The sequence below is a fragment of the Kribbella turkmenica genome, from assembly GCF_004348725.1.
Taxonomy (GTDB): Bacteria; Actinomycetota; Actinomycetes; order Propionibacteriales; family Kribbellaceae; genus Kribbella; species Kribbella turkmenica.
In genome coordinates this window covers 1-14,181 of sequence record NZ_SMKR01000183.1, presented here as the reverse complement: position 1 = coordinate 14,181, position 14,181 = coordinate 1, and the positions used below count along the sequence as shown (strand labels likewise).

General features: G+C 69.3%; 16 protein-coding genes. 13 read left to right on the top strand and 3 right to left on the bottom strand.

The genetic code is table 11. The features are described from left to right. Window positions 1-324: 324 nt before the first annotated feature. The 13 genes from E1218_RS30375 (at window position 325) to E1218_RS30315 (ending at window position 11,679) form a co-directional block, all read left to right on the top strand. The gene (locus E1218_RS30375; RefSeq protein WP_132326465.1) at window positions 325-1,341 is read left to right on the top strand and encodes an ABC transporter substrate-binding protein; all 1,017 of its coding nucleotides are present in this window, start codon (window positions 325-327) and stop codon (window positions 1,339-1,341) included. Window positions 1,342-1,351: 10 nt separating this feature from the next. Beyond that, window positions 1,352-2,167, top strand: a complete 816-nt coding sequence (locus E1218_RS30370; RefSeq protein ID WP_132326463.1) for an ABC transporter ATP-binding protein — start codon at window positions 1,352-1,354, stop codon at window positions 2,165-2,167. Next, the gene (locus E1218_RS30365) at window positions 2,164-2,943 is read left to right on the top strand and encodes an ABC transporter permease (protein ID WP_132326461.1); all 780 of its coding nucleotides are present in this window, start codon (window positions 2,164-2,166) and stop codon (window positions 2,941-2,943) included. The genes E1218_RS30370 and E1218_RS30365 overlap by 4 nt, the downstream gene beginning before the upstream one ends. 118 nt (window positions 2,944-3,061) lie before the next feature. Further along, window positions 3,062-4,150 (top strand): Ldh family oxidoreductase, encoded by a 1,089-nt coding sequence (locus E1218_RS30360; RefSeq protein ID WP_132326459.1) that lies wholly within the window; start codon window positions 3,062-3,064, stop codon window positions 4,148-4,150. Then, window positions 4,150-4,545 carry a RidA family protein gene (locus tag E1218_RS30355; protein WP_132326457.1) on the top strand — a complete coding sequence of 132 codons (396 nt, stop codon included), beginning with the start codon at window positions 4,150-4,152 and terminating at the stop codon, window positions 4,543-4,545. The genes E1218_RS30360 and E1218_RS30355 overlap by 1 nt, the downstream gene beginning before the upstream one ends. A gap of 39 nt (window positions 4,546-4,584) precedes the next feature. Continuing rightward, window positions 4,585-5,418 (top strand): fumarylacetoacetate hydrolase family protein, encoded by an 834-nt coding sequence (locus E1218_RS30350; protein WP_132326455.1) that lies wholly within the window; start codon window positions 4,585-4,587, stop codon window positions 5,416-5,418. Next, window positions 5,415-6,143 carry a GntR family transcriptional regulator gene (locus tag E1218_RS30345; protein ID WP_132326453.1) on the top strand — a complete coding sequence of 243 codons (729 nt, stop codon included), beginning with the start codon at window positions 5,415-5,417 and terminating at the stop codon, window positions 6,141-6,143. Before E1218_RS30350 ends, E1218_RS30345 begins: the two co-directional genes overlap by 4 nt. Further along, complete coding sequence (locus E1218_RS30340; protein WP_132326451.1) at window positions 6,140-6,862, top strand: SDR family NAD(P)-dependent oxidoreductase; 723 nt, start codon at window positions 6,140-6,142, stop codon at window positions 6,860-6,862. The genes E1218_RS30345 and E1218_RS30340 overlap by 4 nt, the downstream gene beginning before the upstream one ends. Before the next feature lie 30 nt (window positions 6,863-6,892). After that, window positions 6,893-8,467, top strand: coding sequence for an FAD-dependent monooxygenase (locus E1218_RS30335; RefSeq protein WP_132326449.1), 1,575 nt, complete (start codon window positions 6,893-6,895; stop codon window positions 8,465-8,467). Next, the gene (locus E1218_RS30330) at window positions 8,467-8,859 is read left to right on the top strand and encodes a cupin domain-containing protein (RefSeq protein WP_132326447.1); all 393 of its coding nucleotides are present in this window, start codon (window positions 8,467-8,469) and stop codon (window positions 8,857-8,859) included. Before E1218_RS30335 ends, E1218_RS30330 begins: the two co-directional genes overlap by 1 nt. Window position 8,860: 1 nt before the next feature. After that, a complete protein-coding gene (locus tag E1218_RS30325) occupies window positions 8,861-9,760 on the top strand; it encodes an amidohydrolase family protein (protein WP_132326445.1) in 900 nt (299 codons plus the stop codon). 145 nt (window positions 9,761-9,905) lie between these two features. Continuing rightward, complete coding sequence (locus tag E1218_RS30320) at window positions 9,906-10,844, top strand: quinone oxidoreductase family protein (RefSeq protein ID WP_132326443.1); 939 nt, start codon at window positions 9,906-9,908, stop codon at window positions 10,842-10,844. Between the two features lie 142 nt (window positions 10,845-10,986). Further along, on the top strand, window positions 10,987-11,679 hold the full coding sequence (locus tag E1218_RS30315) for a GntR family transcriptional regulator (protein ID WP_132326441.1): 693 nt from the start codon (window positions 10,987-10,989) through the stop codon (window positions 11,677-11,679). Here the strand turns inward: E1218_RS30315 and E1218_RS30310 are convergent. The 3 genes from E1218_RS30310 to E1218_RS30300 form a co-directional block, all read right to left on the bottom strand. After that, entirely contained in the window at window positions 11,642-12,373 is a 732-nt protein-coding gene (locus tag E1218_RS30310; RefSeq protein WP_132326439.1) for a PIG-L family deacetylase, read from the bottom strand. The two genes, E1218_RS30315 and E1218_RS30310, sit on opposite strands and share 38 nt — an antisense overlap. Then, window positions 12,374-12,838, bottom strand: coding sequence for a PPOX class F420-dependent oxidoreductase (locus tag E1218_RS30305; RefSeq protein ID WP_132326437.1), 465 nt, complete (start codon window positions 12,836-12,838; stop codon window positions 12,374-12,376). Window positions 12,839-12,977: 139 nt separating this feature from the next. Then, entirely contained in the window at window positions 12,978-13,814 is an 837-nt protein-coding gene (locus E1218_RS30300; protein WP_132326435.1) for an MBL fold metallo-hydrolase, read from the bottom strand. Window positions 13,815-14,181: the final 367 nt, after the last annotated feature.

Below are 14,181 nucleotides of genomic sequence, written 5' to 3'. Positions count from 1 at the left end.
CCGGGGTGAAGGGCTTGCCGCCGCAGCGGCCGCCGCCACGTGGGGTGCGTCACTCGCAACGCTGGGTTTACACAAATTTGACCGGGGAAGGAGCGGTTCGGGGCTCATCGGCGTCGCGATCTGCTGCCCGGGCAGGTACGGTCTGTGGTCGGGGCGAGATGCCCGTCCGGTGCGGACAGGTGTTGAGGAACGGCTCCAGGACGGGTGGCAAGCGGGCTCTGCGGGGACCCGGTGCGGCGACGTAAAGTCGCCGTGAAGTCCCCGGAGCCGATTGACCACCCTCCATATTTGATGTTTGATCAAATATCGAGGAGAGAGGTCGATATGAGGTTGAGGCGTTCCGTCGTCGCGCTGGCGGCGGTCCTGGGGCTCGCTCTGGTCAGTGCGTGCAACAACGGCAACGACGAAGGCCAGGGGCAGGACTCCGGCCTGCAGAAGGTCAGCTACCTGACCTCGTTCAACACCTTCGGCCGGGAGGCCTACGCGTACGTCGCTCTGGAGAAGGGCTATTTCAAGGACGCGGGCTTCGACGTCACCATCAACCCGGGCTCGGGCACGGTCGACGTGATGAAGCTCGTCGCCGGCGGCCAGGCCGACTACGGCATCGGCGACTTCACCGCCACCGTCATCACCCTGGGCAAGCAGAAGCTCCCGGTCACCACGGTCGGCATGATCCACCAGCGCTCGCTGGCCGCGATCGTCGCGCTCGAGGACGGCACCATCAAGAAGCCGGCGGACCTGGCCGGCAAGCGGATCGGTGACCAGCCGGGCTCCACGAACCAGGTGATGTTCCCGGTCTACGCCCAGGCCATCGGCATCGACCCGGCCTCGGTCAAGTTCGTCCCGTCCCCACCGCCGGCGCTGCCGCAGCTGCTCGCCTCCAAGAAGGTCGACGGCATCGGCCAGTTCGTGGTCGGCGTACCGCTGGTCGAGAAGGCGGCGAAGAAGAAGGCCGTCACGCTGTCGTACGGCGAGAAGCTGCCAGACCTCTACGGCAACGCGATCATCACCCGGACCGACCTGGCCAAGGACCACCCGGACCAGGTGAAGAAGTTCACCGAGGCGCTCCTCAAGGGCCTGCAGGACACCATCGAGGATCCGGCCGCGGCGGCCGAGATCCTGAAGAAGCACGTGCCGCAGACCGACGTGGACGTGGCCACCGAGGAGCTCAGGCTGATGGCGAAGTTCGTCAAGCCGAATCCGAACGACACGCTCGGCGCGGTCGACCCGGACCGGGTGCAGACGATCATCAAACTGCTGGACGACGCCAAGGCCATCAAGCCGGCCGGTGCGGTCAAGCTCGCCGACGTCGTCACGGTCGACCTCGCCCCGAAGGGCTGAGACCGCACCGATGATCCGGCTGGACGGAGTGGGACAGGTTTTCGACGGACGCGAGGGCCGGGTCACCGCCCTCGAGGAGATCGACCTGCACGTCCGGCCGAACGAGTTCGTCACGCTGATCGGCCGGTCCGGGTGTGGCAAGTCCACCCTGCTCCGGCTGATCGCGGGACTGCTGCCGCCGACGTCCGGCACGGTCACGGTGGCGGGTGATCGGGTCACCGGGCCGCGCCGGGACGTGTCGTTCATGTTCCAGCGGCCGGCCCTGCTGCCGTGGCGGTCGGTGCTGTCGAACGTGATGCTGCCGATCGAGATCGACAGCGGTGGCACTGAGCAGCGCCAGTCCCGGAGCCGGGCGGCGTACCGGGACCGGGCCCACGACCTGCTCGACCTCGTCGGGCTGAAGGGATTCGAACGGCGGCTGCCGCACGAGCTGTCCGGCGGGATGCAGCAGCGGGTGTCGTTGTGCCGCTCGCTGATCCGCGACCCGCAGGTGATGCTGATGGACGAGCCGTTCTCCGCGCTCGACGCGCTCACGCGGACCGAGCTGTCCGAGGAACTGCAGCGGATCAAGATGGAGCTGGCCACCACGATCGTGTTCGTCACGCACTCGATCGAGGAGGCCGTCGTGCTGGCCGACCGCGTGGTGGTGCTGACGCCTCGGCCGGGCCGGCTGCGCGAGATCGTCGACATCGACATCCCCCGGCCGCGCAGCCTCGGTCAGAACGCGCACCTGACCGAGGTCGCGCAGATCAGCGGTCTGCTGCACGGCCTGCTCGCCGAGAAGAGCGCGGCGGACATCCGGCCGGTCGACGAGGTGCGGCCGTGACCAAGCGCTCCTGGCTGACCACCTCGCCGACGGCGGCGGTGCTGCTGCCGATCCTCGGCCTGATCGGTGCGATCGCGCTGTGGTGGCTGGCGACGATCGTGTTCTCGATCGAGTCGTACCTGCTGCCCACGCCGGGCGACGTGGTCCGGACGCTCGCCGACCAGCCGGCGTACCTGCTGAGGGAGACCGGGATCTCGTTCCTGGAGACGATCGAGGGCTTCCTGCTGGCGATTGTGATCGGGGTGCCGATCGCGTTGCTGATCGTCCGCTCGGTGATCCTGGAGCGGCTGGTCTACCCGCTGCTGCTGATGGTGAACGCGATCCCGAAGATCGCGGTCGCGCCGCTGCTGGTGGTGTGGATGGGCTTCGGGCAGTGGCCGAAGGTGGTGATGGTGCTGCTGATGTGCTTCTTCCCGATCGTGATCTCGACCGCGCAGGGGATGAAGTCGACGCCGGCCGAACTGGTCGAGCTGCTCCGGTCGCTGAACGCGAGCCGGACGCAGGAGTTCTTCAAGCTGCGGCTGCGGTACGCGATGCCGCAGATCTTCACCGGGCTGAAGGTGGCGATCTCGCTGGCCGTGATCGGTTCGGTGATCGCCGAGTTCGTCGGTGCCACCCAGGGCCTGGGCTACGTGATCCAGCAGTCCGGCGCGAGCGCCGACACCGCGCTGGCGTTCGCCGCGATCACGCTGCTCAGCATCATGAGCATCATCCTGTTCTACGGGCTGGTTCTCCTGGAGCACCTGTTCCTCCCGTGGGCCCAGGAGACCCGATGACCGGAGGTTCGGCCGGGCCTCCGGCGCCGGCGTGGTCATCGGGCCTCGGCTCCCGCCCTTCCCTCGTCGCTGCAGTCGCCGCGCTCCCTACGCTCCTCGGTCCAGGGCGGGAGGCCCGATGACCGCACAGGCCTCCGACTCTGACCGGCGGGTGCTGGTGCGTCCCGCCTGGCTGGAAGCGACTGTCTCGGCCGTCTTCAGCGCGGTCGGGTTCGACCCGTCCGACGCCGCCAAGATCGCCACCGCACTCGTCGAGGCGGACCTCCGCGGCGTGAGCTCGCACGGCATCATGCTCGTCCCGATGTACGTCGAGCGCCTGAATGCCGGCGGCGTCACCCGGGAACGCGAACTGGACATCCTGTACGACGCCGGCGCAGCGATGGTCGTGGACGCGCGCGGCGGGATGGGGCAGCTGTCCAGCCCGCAGGCGATGGGACACGCGATCGACCGCGCCGGCCGGTACGGGATCGGTCTGGTCTCGGTCCGCAACGCCCACCACTTCGGCGCGGCCAGCCGCTGGGCGATGCAGGCCGGTGACGCGGGATGCGTCGGCGTCGCGATGTCCAACACCACGCCGCTGATGCCCGCCCCGGGCGGGGCGGAGCGGATCGTCGGCAACAACCCGCTGGCGATCGCCGTGCCGACCTCGGCCGGTGTCGAGATCGTGCTCGACATGGCCCTGTCGGCGGTTGCCCTGGGCAAGATCCGGCTGGCGGCGTCGGCCGGCCGGCCGATCCCGGAGACCTGGGCGACCGACCCCTCCGGGACGCCCACCACCGACGCGGAGGAAGCCGTCCTCGGGATGCTGCTGCCGGCCGCCGGACACAAGGGCTTCGGCCTGGCGCTGATGATCGACGTCCTGACCGGGGTGCTGAGTGGCGGCGGCTGGGGTGACCAGGTGCGGCCGCTCTACCGCGAGCCGGACCGGCCGAACGACTGCGCGCACCTGTTCCTGGCGATCGACCCGGAGCTGATGGGCGGCGTGGAGAGCTTCCGCCGCCGCTCGTCCGGGCTGGCCGCTCGGGTTCGCAGCAGTGCCACCGCCCCAGGAGTCAACCGGCTGTACCTGCCGGGGGAGATCGAGGCGGAACGGGCAGCGCACCAGCGGCGTCGCGGCGTACTGGTCGAACGATCGGGGCTGGACGGGCTGCTGGCGGCCGCACGCGCGGTCGGTGCCGTCGTTCCGGCGGGAGGGGTGCTCGACTGATGCCGAAGACACAGGTCACGACGACCGAGCTGCACACACCGAACGGCGTGTTCTCGCAGGCCACCACGATCGAGGCGACCGGGCGACTGGTGTTCGTCTCCGGGATGACCGCCCGTCGCCCGGACGGCAGCATCGCGGGCGTCGGCGACGTCCGCGAGCAGACCCGGCAGGTGTGCGAGAACGTGCGGGCCGCGGTCCGGGCCGCCGGCGGCACGATGGCCGACGTCTGCCGGGTGGACGTGTACGTGCGCAACATGGAGGACTTCGCCAGGATCCATGAGATCCGGGCGCAGTACTTCGCCGAGCCGTTGCCCGCCTCGACCATGGTCGAGGTCAGCAAGCTCGCGCATCCTGACTACCTGATCGAGATCAACGCGATCGCAGTGGTTCCATGACGGAGGGGGTACGCATGCGTGGCGTCGAGTGGACCTGAGATGCGGTACGTGATGGTGGAGCACGCCGGCCAGGAGCGGCCGGGCGTGCTCGACGGTGAGGTCGTTCGGTTGCTGTCGGCGACCGACTTGACCGCGGTGATCTCCGGACCGGCCACGGTGGTCGGTGAGATCCCGTACCGGGCGGAGATCCTGCGCCCGCCGCTGCGGCGGTTCCGGCGGGACATCCTCTGCACCGGGTGGAACTACTGGGACCACTTCGAGGAGAGCCGCGGCAAGCGCGACGGCCAGGACGTGGACCGGCCGGAGCACCCGACGTTCTTCACCAAGGGCCCGGACGTGGTGATCGGCCCGTACGACGACATCGCCTGGGACCCGGCGATCTCGGCCAAGTGGGACTACGAGGCCGAGCTGGCCCTGGTGATCGGCCGGACCGGCCGGAACATCCCCGCCGCCGAGGCGCTGGACCACGTCTGGGGCTACACGCTGGCCAACGACGTGTCGCAGCGCGACCTGCAGCGGGCGCACGGAGGCCAGTGGCTGAAGGGCAAGAGCATCGACAACACCATGCCGCTCGGACCGTGGATCATGACCGCGGACGAGATCGGTGATCCGCAGGACGTCCGGCTGCAGTGCCTGGTCAACGGTGAAGTCCGGCAGGACGCGTCGACCCGGCAGATGGCGTTCGACATCGCCACGCTGATCAGTGAGCTGTCCTTCGGCATGACGCTGCGCCCGGGCGACCTGCTGCTGACCGGTACGCCGGCCGGCATCGGCAACGCCCGTGAACCGCAGGTGTTCCTGCAGGAGGGTGATGTGGTCGTCACCCGCGCGGACAAGATCGGTGAGCTCCGCAACCGGGTGAGCCGCGCATGAACGGGCCCTTGGAGTTGCTACCGGGTGGTGGCAGGGGAGGGCGCCGTACGCTCGCCGAGCACGCGGCCGCCGAGTTGCACCAGCTCATCCTGTCGGGCGAGCTCCCCAGTGGTACGCCGTTGCGTCTGGTCGAGTTGGCGAGTCGGCTGGAGATGAGTCAGATGCCGGTCCGGGAAGGCCTGCGGCGGCTGGAGGCACTCGGGCTGGTCGAGATCATTCCCCACCGGGGGGCGTGGGTCCGGGACCTGTCGCTGGACGACCTGCGGGACACGCACGAGACCCGGCTGGCGCTCGAGAGCCTTGCCGTACGGGCGGCGGCCGAGCACTTCGGCGCCGAGGATCTGGAGAAGGCAGCGGCCGCACTGGCCGAGCACTTGCGGCTCTCGCGGGCCGAGGACTCGGTGGGTGCCCGGCAGGCGCATGCGGACTTCCACTTCGCCATCTACCGGGCCGGCGGGTCGCAGTGGCTCGCCCGGGCGATCGAGCCGGTGTGGCAGAACAGCGAGCGCTACCGGTTCGGCAGCCGGCCGACCGCGTTCCTGATCGAGCGGAACCGGGCGGAGCACCAGGCGATCCTGGACGCGTGTGTCGCGCGCGACCCGGAGGCGGCCGAGCAGGCTCTGCGCAACCACCTGGCCGGCGCGTTCCAGCGGATCACGAACACTATGACGAGGCGAGCCGAGGGAGAGCAGGCACGGCCGCCGAAGCGGAAGGAGACCTCGTGAAGGCGAGCTTCGACGCGACGGATGAGGTCGTGGTCGTCACCGGAGGCGCGCAGGGCATCGGTGCGGCGCTGGCGCGAGCTGTCACCGTCTGCGGCGGGACCGCGGTGGTCTTCGACGTGGTGAAACCTGACTGGGACGTCGAGTACGTCGAGGTCGACGTCGCGGACCGTACCTCGGTCGAGTCTGCCGTCGCGACCGTGATGTCTCGATACGACCGGATCGACGGACTGATCGCCGGAGCGGCCGTGCAGCCTCGGTCGAAGGTGCTGGAGACGGACCCGGCCGAGTGGACCCGGACGCTGCAGGTGAACCTGGACGGTGTGGTGTGGATGTGTCAGGCCGTCGTACCGCACATGGTGGCCCGGCGGTCCGGTTCGGTGGTCGTGTTCACGTCGGGCATGGCCGTCACCGGTTACCCGGGCGCGGCGGCGTACGCGTCGAGCAAAGCCGCGCTGATCGCCTTCGCGAAGACCCTGGCCGCCGAGGTGGCCGAGCACCGGGTGCGGGTCAACGTGGCCGCGCCGGGGGTGATCGACACCGAGCAGTTCCGGGGTGCGAACGCCGGTGCGGACCGCGAGCACTGGCAGGACACCATGGGTATCGGGGACCCCGAGGACGTGGTCGGCCTGTTGCTGTACCTGCTGTCCGACGCGGCCGCGATGACCGGGTCGGTGCTGACCCGGGAACGCGCGTTCGCCAAGCTGGCTACCTTCGCGTAGCGAGAAAACGACTACAGCACGGAGTGATGAGTGACTGCTGACCAGCTGCCCGTCGCCGTCGTGGGTGCCGGGCCGATCGGCCTGACCACGGCACTCGGCCTGGAGCACTACGGCATCCCGTACCTGCTGCTCGAGGAGGATGCCGTTCTGTCGTCCGACACCAAGGCCGGGACGACGCTGAGCCGGACGCTGGAGATCTGGAACCGCTACGGCGCGGTCGACGGGATCCTCGCGGCCGCGCTGCGGATCGACGAGATCGGCGACATCGACCGGGCGACCAACACCCCGCGCGCGTCGGTGCGGCTGGCCGAGCTGGCCGACGACACCCAGTTCCCGTTCGTGATCAACCTGCCGCAGCAGAAGATGGAGCCGATCCTCGCCGGGGCCCTGCGGCAGCCGGTGTCGACGCAGCACCGGTTGCAGTCGTTCGAGGTCCGGGACGACCGGGTCGTGCTGCGAGTGGACACGCCGGACGGGCCACGCTCGCTGGAGGCCTCGCACCTGCTGGCCTGCGACGGCGGCCGGAGCAGGATTCGGGACGCGCTCGGCGTGACCGTGGTGGGGGAGACCCTGCCGGAGCGCTACATGCTGATCGACGTCGTCGTCGATCTGGACGTCGACAACGCGCGCGACTACCCGTACCTGGCGTACTTCGCGGACAAGTCCGAGTGGATGGTCCTGATCCGGCAGCCGGACAACTGGCGGTTCCTGTTCCCCCTCGGCCCGGATGCCGAGCCACCGGGCGAAGAGGAGCTGCTGGTGAAGGTGAAGCAGTTCATCGGCGAGGTGGACCGGATCGAGCTGCTCGGCTCGGTGGTCTACAACGTGCACCACCGGGTCGCGGATCGATGGTCGGTAGACCGCAAGGTGTTCCTCATGGGCGACGCGGCCCACCTGATCACGCCGATGTGGGCGCTGGGCCTGAACACGGGCGCTCTGGACGCGTCCAACCTGCCCTGGCGGCTGGCCTGGGTACTGCGCGGCTGGGCTGACGAAACGCTGTTGGACGGGTACGAGCAGGAGCAGCGGCCGGTGGCGATCAACGGATCCGGTGAGATGGCCGAGGCAGCACGCAAGTACATGTCCCACCAGCGCGGTGCGGTCACGGCCGACACGAGTGCGTGGGCCACCGCCTACACACGGACCCTGCTCAGCGTCCGGCTCGACGTGGAGGGCCACGGCGACTGGTCGATGGTGGCCACCAGTGCCATGCCACCGGCGGTCCGCGCAGGCGACCGGGCTCCGGACCAGGCATTGCAGGGACCCGCCGGGCGGGTCACGACCCACGACCTCTGCCGCGATTCCTTCGTCGCGCTGTACTTCACCGACGTCCGGCGCCGGCCGGGCATCCCGGTGAACGACTCGCCGGCGCTGAAGCACTACGCCGTCTCGCGGTGGGACGCGCCGCACGACTCCGGTCTGCGTGACCGGGCTCTGTTCGACCCGGGCAGCGTCGTCACGAACCGGTACGGCGTCCCACCCGAGAACGTCGTACTGATCCGGCCGGACGGCCACATCGCGGCGGTTGCTCCGATGGGTGCGGGCGTGGCGGAGGAGCTGTACATGCGGGTCACGGGTCGGCCTGTGCCACGGGAGGAGAGCTGATGGGGTCCTTCGACGAACCGCTGCGTGAGTTGCTGCTGCAGACGGACGACTTGGAGTGGGTGGACAAATCGCTGGCTGGGCTGTCCCACAAGATGCTGTGGCGCGACGACGAGACCGAGGCGTCGATCGCGCTGGTGCGGTTCGAGAAGGGGTCCGGGATTCCGTCGGAGCACAAGCACGCGTCGAACCAGTTCATGTTCTGCCTGTTCGGGCGGTACGTGTACCTGCCGACCGGGACGACGCTGACCAAGGGCAGCTTCTACTGGAACCCCAAAGGGCACGTGCACGGGCCGACGTTCGCGGAGGAGACGTCCGTCCTGCTGGAGGTGTACGACGGGCCGCACTACCCGGAACGACCGTCGTTCTACGACAACGACGAGGACGCCCGCTGACATGGCCGGCTGGGACGTCCACACCCACCTGATCCCGCCCACTGTGCTGTCGGCCGCGCACAAGGGTGCGTTCGGGCTGTCCGTCGACAGCGGCGCGTTGGTCGTCGACGGGCAACGGCTCCCGTTGGGACGTCTCGCCGACCCTGCTGCGCTGCTGCACTGGATCGCTGAGCAGGACCTGGACGGTGCCGTCGTCTCCGTACCGCCCGCCCTCTTCCGGTACGACGCCGGCGTCGAGTGGGCCGAGTTGGTGAACCAGGGGCTGCGTGAGCTGGCCACACCGCAGTTGCGTGTGCTGGGTCAGCTGCCGCTGCTCGATCCGGCCGCACCGGCCGTTGCCGCGTCGCTGGCCCGGGAGGGCGTCTTCAGCGGCTTCGCTCTCGGTACGCCGAGCTACGAAGGGCTCGACGCGGTGTGGGAGGTGCTGCACTCGCTCGAGGCCTTCACCCTGATTCACCCCGGTCTCAGTGACGACAAGCGGCTTGAGTCGTTCTACTTGAGGAATCTGTTGGGGAATCCGTACGAGACCGGACTGGCCGCGGCAAGCCTGGTCTTCGCGGATGTGCCGGGGCGGTTTCCGGGGATCCGGTTCTGCCTGTGTCATGGGGGTGGTGTGACGGCGGCGCTGGCCGGCCGGTGGCAGCGGGGGATCGACACGGCCCGGCCGGGGATCGAACCGCCGTCGCTGGCGGTGGCGGACGCATTGCGCCGGTTCTACGTGGACGATCTGGTGCACGACGACGCCGTACTGGAGTTGCTCGTCGCGACGTTCGGGCCCGGGCGGGTGCTGGCCGGCAGCGACTGGCCGTTCCCGATGGGAAGCGACTCCGTGACCGCCGCGCGGGCCGTGGCGGCCGATGCGCTGACCGCGCCGCTGGCGAAGGAGGTCGTCGGGCAGTGAGACGCGGTTTCCGCCATGACCTAGATGTGATCAGATATCAAATCGGGGACGAACGGGGTGGGTGTGTGAGCGAGCGGAGCGAGCTCATCATCAGGCGCAACGCGCAGCACGCCTCGTCCGCGCCCGGAGCGAAGCGAGGACGGGGATGAGCTTGGTGACGGGGGTCGTGCTGCGCAGTTACGGGCCTGGTGAGCCGTTGCGGGCCGAGGAGCTCGAGCTGGCGGCCGGGCCGGGCGAGACAGTGGTGGAAATGCAGTTGGCTGCGGTGACTCCGGCCGACCGGTCGGTGCTGGCCGGCAAGCAGCCGACACAGCCGTTCGTGCCCGGCTCCGAGGGCGCCGGCGTCGTGGTCAGGTCGGCGATTCACGAGGCCGGTATGCCGGTGGTGATCCGTGGTGAAGGCGTTGGCGTCAGCAGGCCCGGTCTGTGGGGCCGGTACGCCGTCGTGCCGGACGCCGCCGTACATGCTCTACCGAACGGACTCGATCCGGCGGTCGCCCTGGCTTTGCTGACGCCAGCGCTGACAGCCCACACCGCAGTACGACGGGTTGCCGGTGTGCTCGACGGCGAGACGGTCGTCGTCACCGGGATCACCAGCCTGCTCGGTCGGCTGTGTGCCGCGGTGGCACGGTCAGCGGGTGCGAAGAAGGTGATCGGACTGGCATGGAGCGGTGAGACCGTGGAATCCGCCGTGGTCGACCAGGTGGTGCGAGTGGACCAGCTGGGCCAGGTCGGCCGCGAGCTGGCCTGGTGCGACGCGGCCATCGACACCGTGGGTGGTCCGGTCACCAGCGGAGTGCTCGGACACATCACTCCAGGCGGACGGATCGCCGTACTGGGTTACAAGGCTGGTGAGTTCACCACCATCGACCTGCACCAGCTGATCGGGCGGGACCTGCGTCTGCTGCCGGTGAACCTGCAGCGAACCGTCCTCGAACCCGGTGCAGTGAGCCAGGCACTGGCGGACACGGCGTCCGCACAGGTACGCCCGGACGTCGACCTGCTACCGGCCGACCGGGTCGGTGACGCACTGGGCCGGACCGGGGCCGAGCGCAGGATCCTCTTGGATCTGACAGCGTTCTGACGACCCGTCTGTTCGGTCTGCTGGACTGGACCAAGCGGCCCGCCCTGGGCAAGTTGTTGCCGAAGCACCCCAGAGCGACCTGCTGCCCGCTACGGTTACCTCCCAGAGTTGTGCAGTGGAGGAGAGAGGCAGCCCGCACCCTATGACCCGACGACTCGAGCTAACGCCCGGCGGACCGACCGGCCGCCGTACTCTCGCCGAGGAGGCGGCGGCCGAACTGCACGAACTCATCCTGTCCGGCGAGCTCCCGAGTGGTACGGCGCTGCGGCTGGAGGAGCTCGCGAAGCGGCTGGACATGAGCCAGATGCCGATCCGCGAAGGGCTGCGGCGGATGCAGGCGCTCGGGCTGGTCGAGATCGTGCCGCACAAGGGTGCGTGGGTCCGCGAACTGTCGCTGGAGGATCTGCGCGACACCCACCAGACCCGGCTGGCGCTCGAGTCCCTCGCCGTACGGGCGGCCGCGACCCGCTTCACCGACGTGGACGCCACCACGGCGAAGGCGGCGCTGGCCGAGCACGTCCGGCTCTCGAAGGCCGGCGACAACATCGCCTCCCGGCAGGCGCACACCGAGTTCCACTTCGCCATCTACCGGGCCGGCGGCTCACGCTGGCTGCCGCGCGCGATCGAACCGGTCTGGCAGAACAGCGAGCGCTACCGGTTCGGCTCCCGGCAGACCAAGGCCCGGATCGAGCAGACCCGGCGTGAGCATCAGGCGATCCTCGACGCCTGCGTCGCGCACGACGAAGCCGGCGCCGAGGCCGCACTGCGCGAGCACCTCGAGGGTGCGATGCGGCGCATCACGGAAACGATGGAACGTCGCTACCAGAAGAGCTGAGCACCTCGAAGCGGTCGGTGTCCCAGCCGCTCACGTCGTAGATCGCCCGGAGCAGCAGGGAGTCACCGCGTCGGCCGTAGGTCGTGAGTAGTTCGGCGATGTCCGTCGTACCGAGCCCTGCGTAGTACTGGTCGAGTGCTTGCCTGCGTCGGCTCTCGGGCGCCTTGCCGATTTCCAGCAGGTCAGTGCGGTCACTGCCGACGACCATGCCGGAGCCGACCTTCTCCCCGGGCAGCAGGCGCCGCATCAACTCCTCACCCGCACGGACGTCTTCCGCACGCAGCTGCGCACCAAGCGCATAGCACTGCTGCTGTTGGACGGCGGTCGAGATGGCGATGTGGTCCGGGTGCCCGGTGAGGCCGTCGCGGCCGACGGTGAGCACCAGTTGCGGCTGGACCTCGTGCACAGTCCGCTCGACCTCGTCCGCCAGTTGCTGCGGGTCGGTAGCTGCCAGCGTTCGGGGTCCGGCTGAGCCGCCGTCGTCCACCCAGCGGTCCTTTGTGCTCAGCCAGTCCCAGTCGTCTATCCCCAGGAGATCGCAGGACGCTTGGAGCTTGTCGGCCGCATCCCCGATTCCTCGCGTGGCAACCCGCAGTACGACGCGCCACCCCGCCGTACTCAGGACAGCGGTGGCTGCACCGGTGGCGAACACCTCGTCGTCGGGATGCGCGTGTACTACAAGGGCAGTGCGCACTCAGTCGGCCAGCCGGGCTGGGAAACCGCCGGTCGCGACCGGGCCCCAGCGCTCCGGGGTGATCCGGATCAGGCACTTGCCCTGCTTCCGCATGGCGTCCCGGTACTCGTCCCAGTCCGGGTGCTCGCCGGAGATCGAGCGGTAGTACGCCACCAGAGGCTCCACCGCGTCCGGCAACTGGATCACCTCGCCGCTGCCGTCGACCTGGACCCACGGGCCGTTCCAGTCGTCCGACAGGACGACCAGACTCGTCCGCGGGTCCCGCTCCACGTTGGTGCTCTTGGCCCGCTCCGGGTACGACGAGATGACGATGCGGCCCTCGGTGTCGACACCACCGGACACCGGCGACGCCTGCGGCGTACCGTCGGCGCGCGTGGTGATCAGCAGCATGTGGTGACGCGGGCGGACGAACTCCAGCAGCTCGTCGAGCCCGACCTTGGTGTTGGTGGCAATTGTCCTCGGCATGCTCCCACCCTATGTTCGGCCAGGCCGCCGCTGTCTCCTGTCCGTCGGTTGCAGGTCGTCCGGGGCCAGCAGGTGCTCCGGTCACAGCTCGCACAACCGGCCGGACCGAACCGCATATCGGCTGCTGCGGCCCCGATGGCTAGCCGGGGGTTTCGTCGGCCGCGCTTCGTGGACCGAAACGCTGGAGTTGTCCGGTGTGTATGTCCTTCACCCATTCCCAGTCCGGGGCGACCGACGGGCCGATCCGCGGGTCGTCGAAGACACCGCCGTCGCGCAGTGCCTGCACGTACGCGCGATCCAGCTCGATCCGTGCGCGCGCCTGGCCGGCTCCGCCGACGGACCCGTGGCCGGGGAGGACGGCATCGGCGACGTCGGCGACGTCCTCGAGCAGCCGCAGCCCGGCGAGGTAGTCCTCGATCGGGTCGTTGGTGCCGTTGACGTCGTCGAGCATCGGTACGAAGAGGTCGGACAGCATGTCGCCGGCCACGAGAACGCCGTGGTCCTCGACGAACAGCGCCGCATGGCCCGGGGCGTGCGCCGGATGTTCGATGACCCGGACCTCGGGGCCGTCCCAGGGAATCCGCGCGGTGCCCGCGGGCAGCTCGGTGATCAGGCCGAACAGGTCCAAGGGTATGTCGTCGGCGATCTCCGGCGGCAGGCCCGCGGCGATGCGGTCCTTCCAGTCCGCGCCCGACCGCAGATCGCGTAGGAAGGCCGCACAACGGGCGGTGCCGTAACGGGGCACGTCGCCGAGCTCGGAGTGCCAGAGCACGTGATCCCAGTCGGGATGGGTCGAGAAGCCTGCCACCACGGGCCGGTTCAGCTCGCGAAGGTCGTTCGCGAGGCAGGTCATCTCGGCGTTCGTCAGTCCGGGGTCGACGAGCAACACCCCGTCCCGGCCCTGTACGACGCCGGCATTGTTCTGGAGTACTTCGCTCTGATGGAACAGCACACCCTCTGTGACCTGCTTCAGCACGCGGGGCCCCTCACCTCGGCTTGTGGTTCGCCATCGATGCCGAGACCGTAGAACCTGGCGGTACAGGGAGCAAGGACCACGGCGAATTGACATGTTCGAACAGGTGTTCGAACATGGATTCATGACGGGGACAACGGCAGCAGACCGGACGCGACCAGGTGTCACCGCCCTGGACCAGGCCCGCATGCTCCTGGCCCGGGCAAAAGCCCAGAAAGCCGCCCTGCTCGCCCAGCAAAACCCCGACCGCACCGGCCCCACCTCAGCCCATTCCCGCCTTGGCTCCACGGGTGCCTCCAGCCCGCACAGCCACTCGTCTGCTCCCTCCGGTCCGGGCTCACCATCCCCGCTCCACGGCGGTAACCCCCTC

Coding starts and splice junctions, on each gene's coding strand:
- E1218_RS30330 (WP_132326447.1), top strand. CDS start 8,467: ATGGGGTCCTTCGACGAACCGCTGCGTGAGTTGCTGCTGCAGACGGAC.
- E1218_RS30355 (WP_132326457.1), top strand. CDS start 4,150: ATGCCGAAGACACAGGTCACGACGACCGAGCTGCACACACCGAACGGC.
- E1218_RS30375 (WP_132326465.1), top strand. CDS start 325: ATGAGGTTGAGGCGTTCCGTCGTCGCGCTGGCGGCGGTCCTGGGGCTC.
- E1218_RS30305 (WP_132326437.1), bottom strand. CDS start 12,838: ATGCCGAGGACAATTGCCACCAACACCAAGGTCGGGCTCGACGAGCTG.
- E1218_RS30325 (WP_132326445.1), top strand. CDS start 8,861: ATGGCCGGCTGGGACGTCCACACCCACCTGATCCCGCCCACTGTGCTG.
- E1218_RS30315 (WP_132326441.1), top strand. CDS start 10,987: ATGACCCGACGACTCGAGCTAACGCCCGGCGGACCGACCGGCCGCCGT.
- E1218_RS30350 (WP_132326455.1), top strand. CDS start 4,585: ATGCGGTACGTGATGGTGGAGCACGCCGGCCAGGAGCGGCCGGGCGTG.
- E1218_RS30370 (WP_132326463.1), top strand. CDS start 1,352: ATGATCCGGCTGGACGGAGTGGGACAGGTTTTCGACGGACGCGAGGGC.
- E1218_RS30320 (WP_132326443.1), top strand. CDS start 9,906: ATGAGCTTGGTGACGGGGGTCGTGCTGCGCAGTTACGGGCCTGGTGAG.
- E1218_RS30360 (WP_132326459.1), top strand. CDS start 3,062: ATGACCGCACAGGCCTCCGACTCTGACCGGCGGGTGCTGGTGCGTCCC.
- E1218_RS30345 (WP_132326453.1), top strand. CDS start 5,415: ATGAACGGGCCCTTGGAGTTGCTACCGGGTGGTGGCAGGGGAGGGCGC.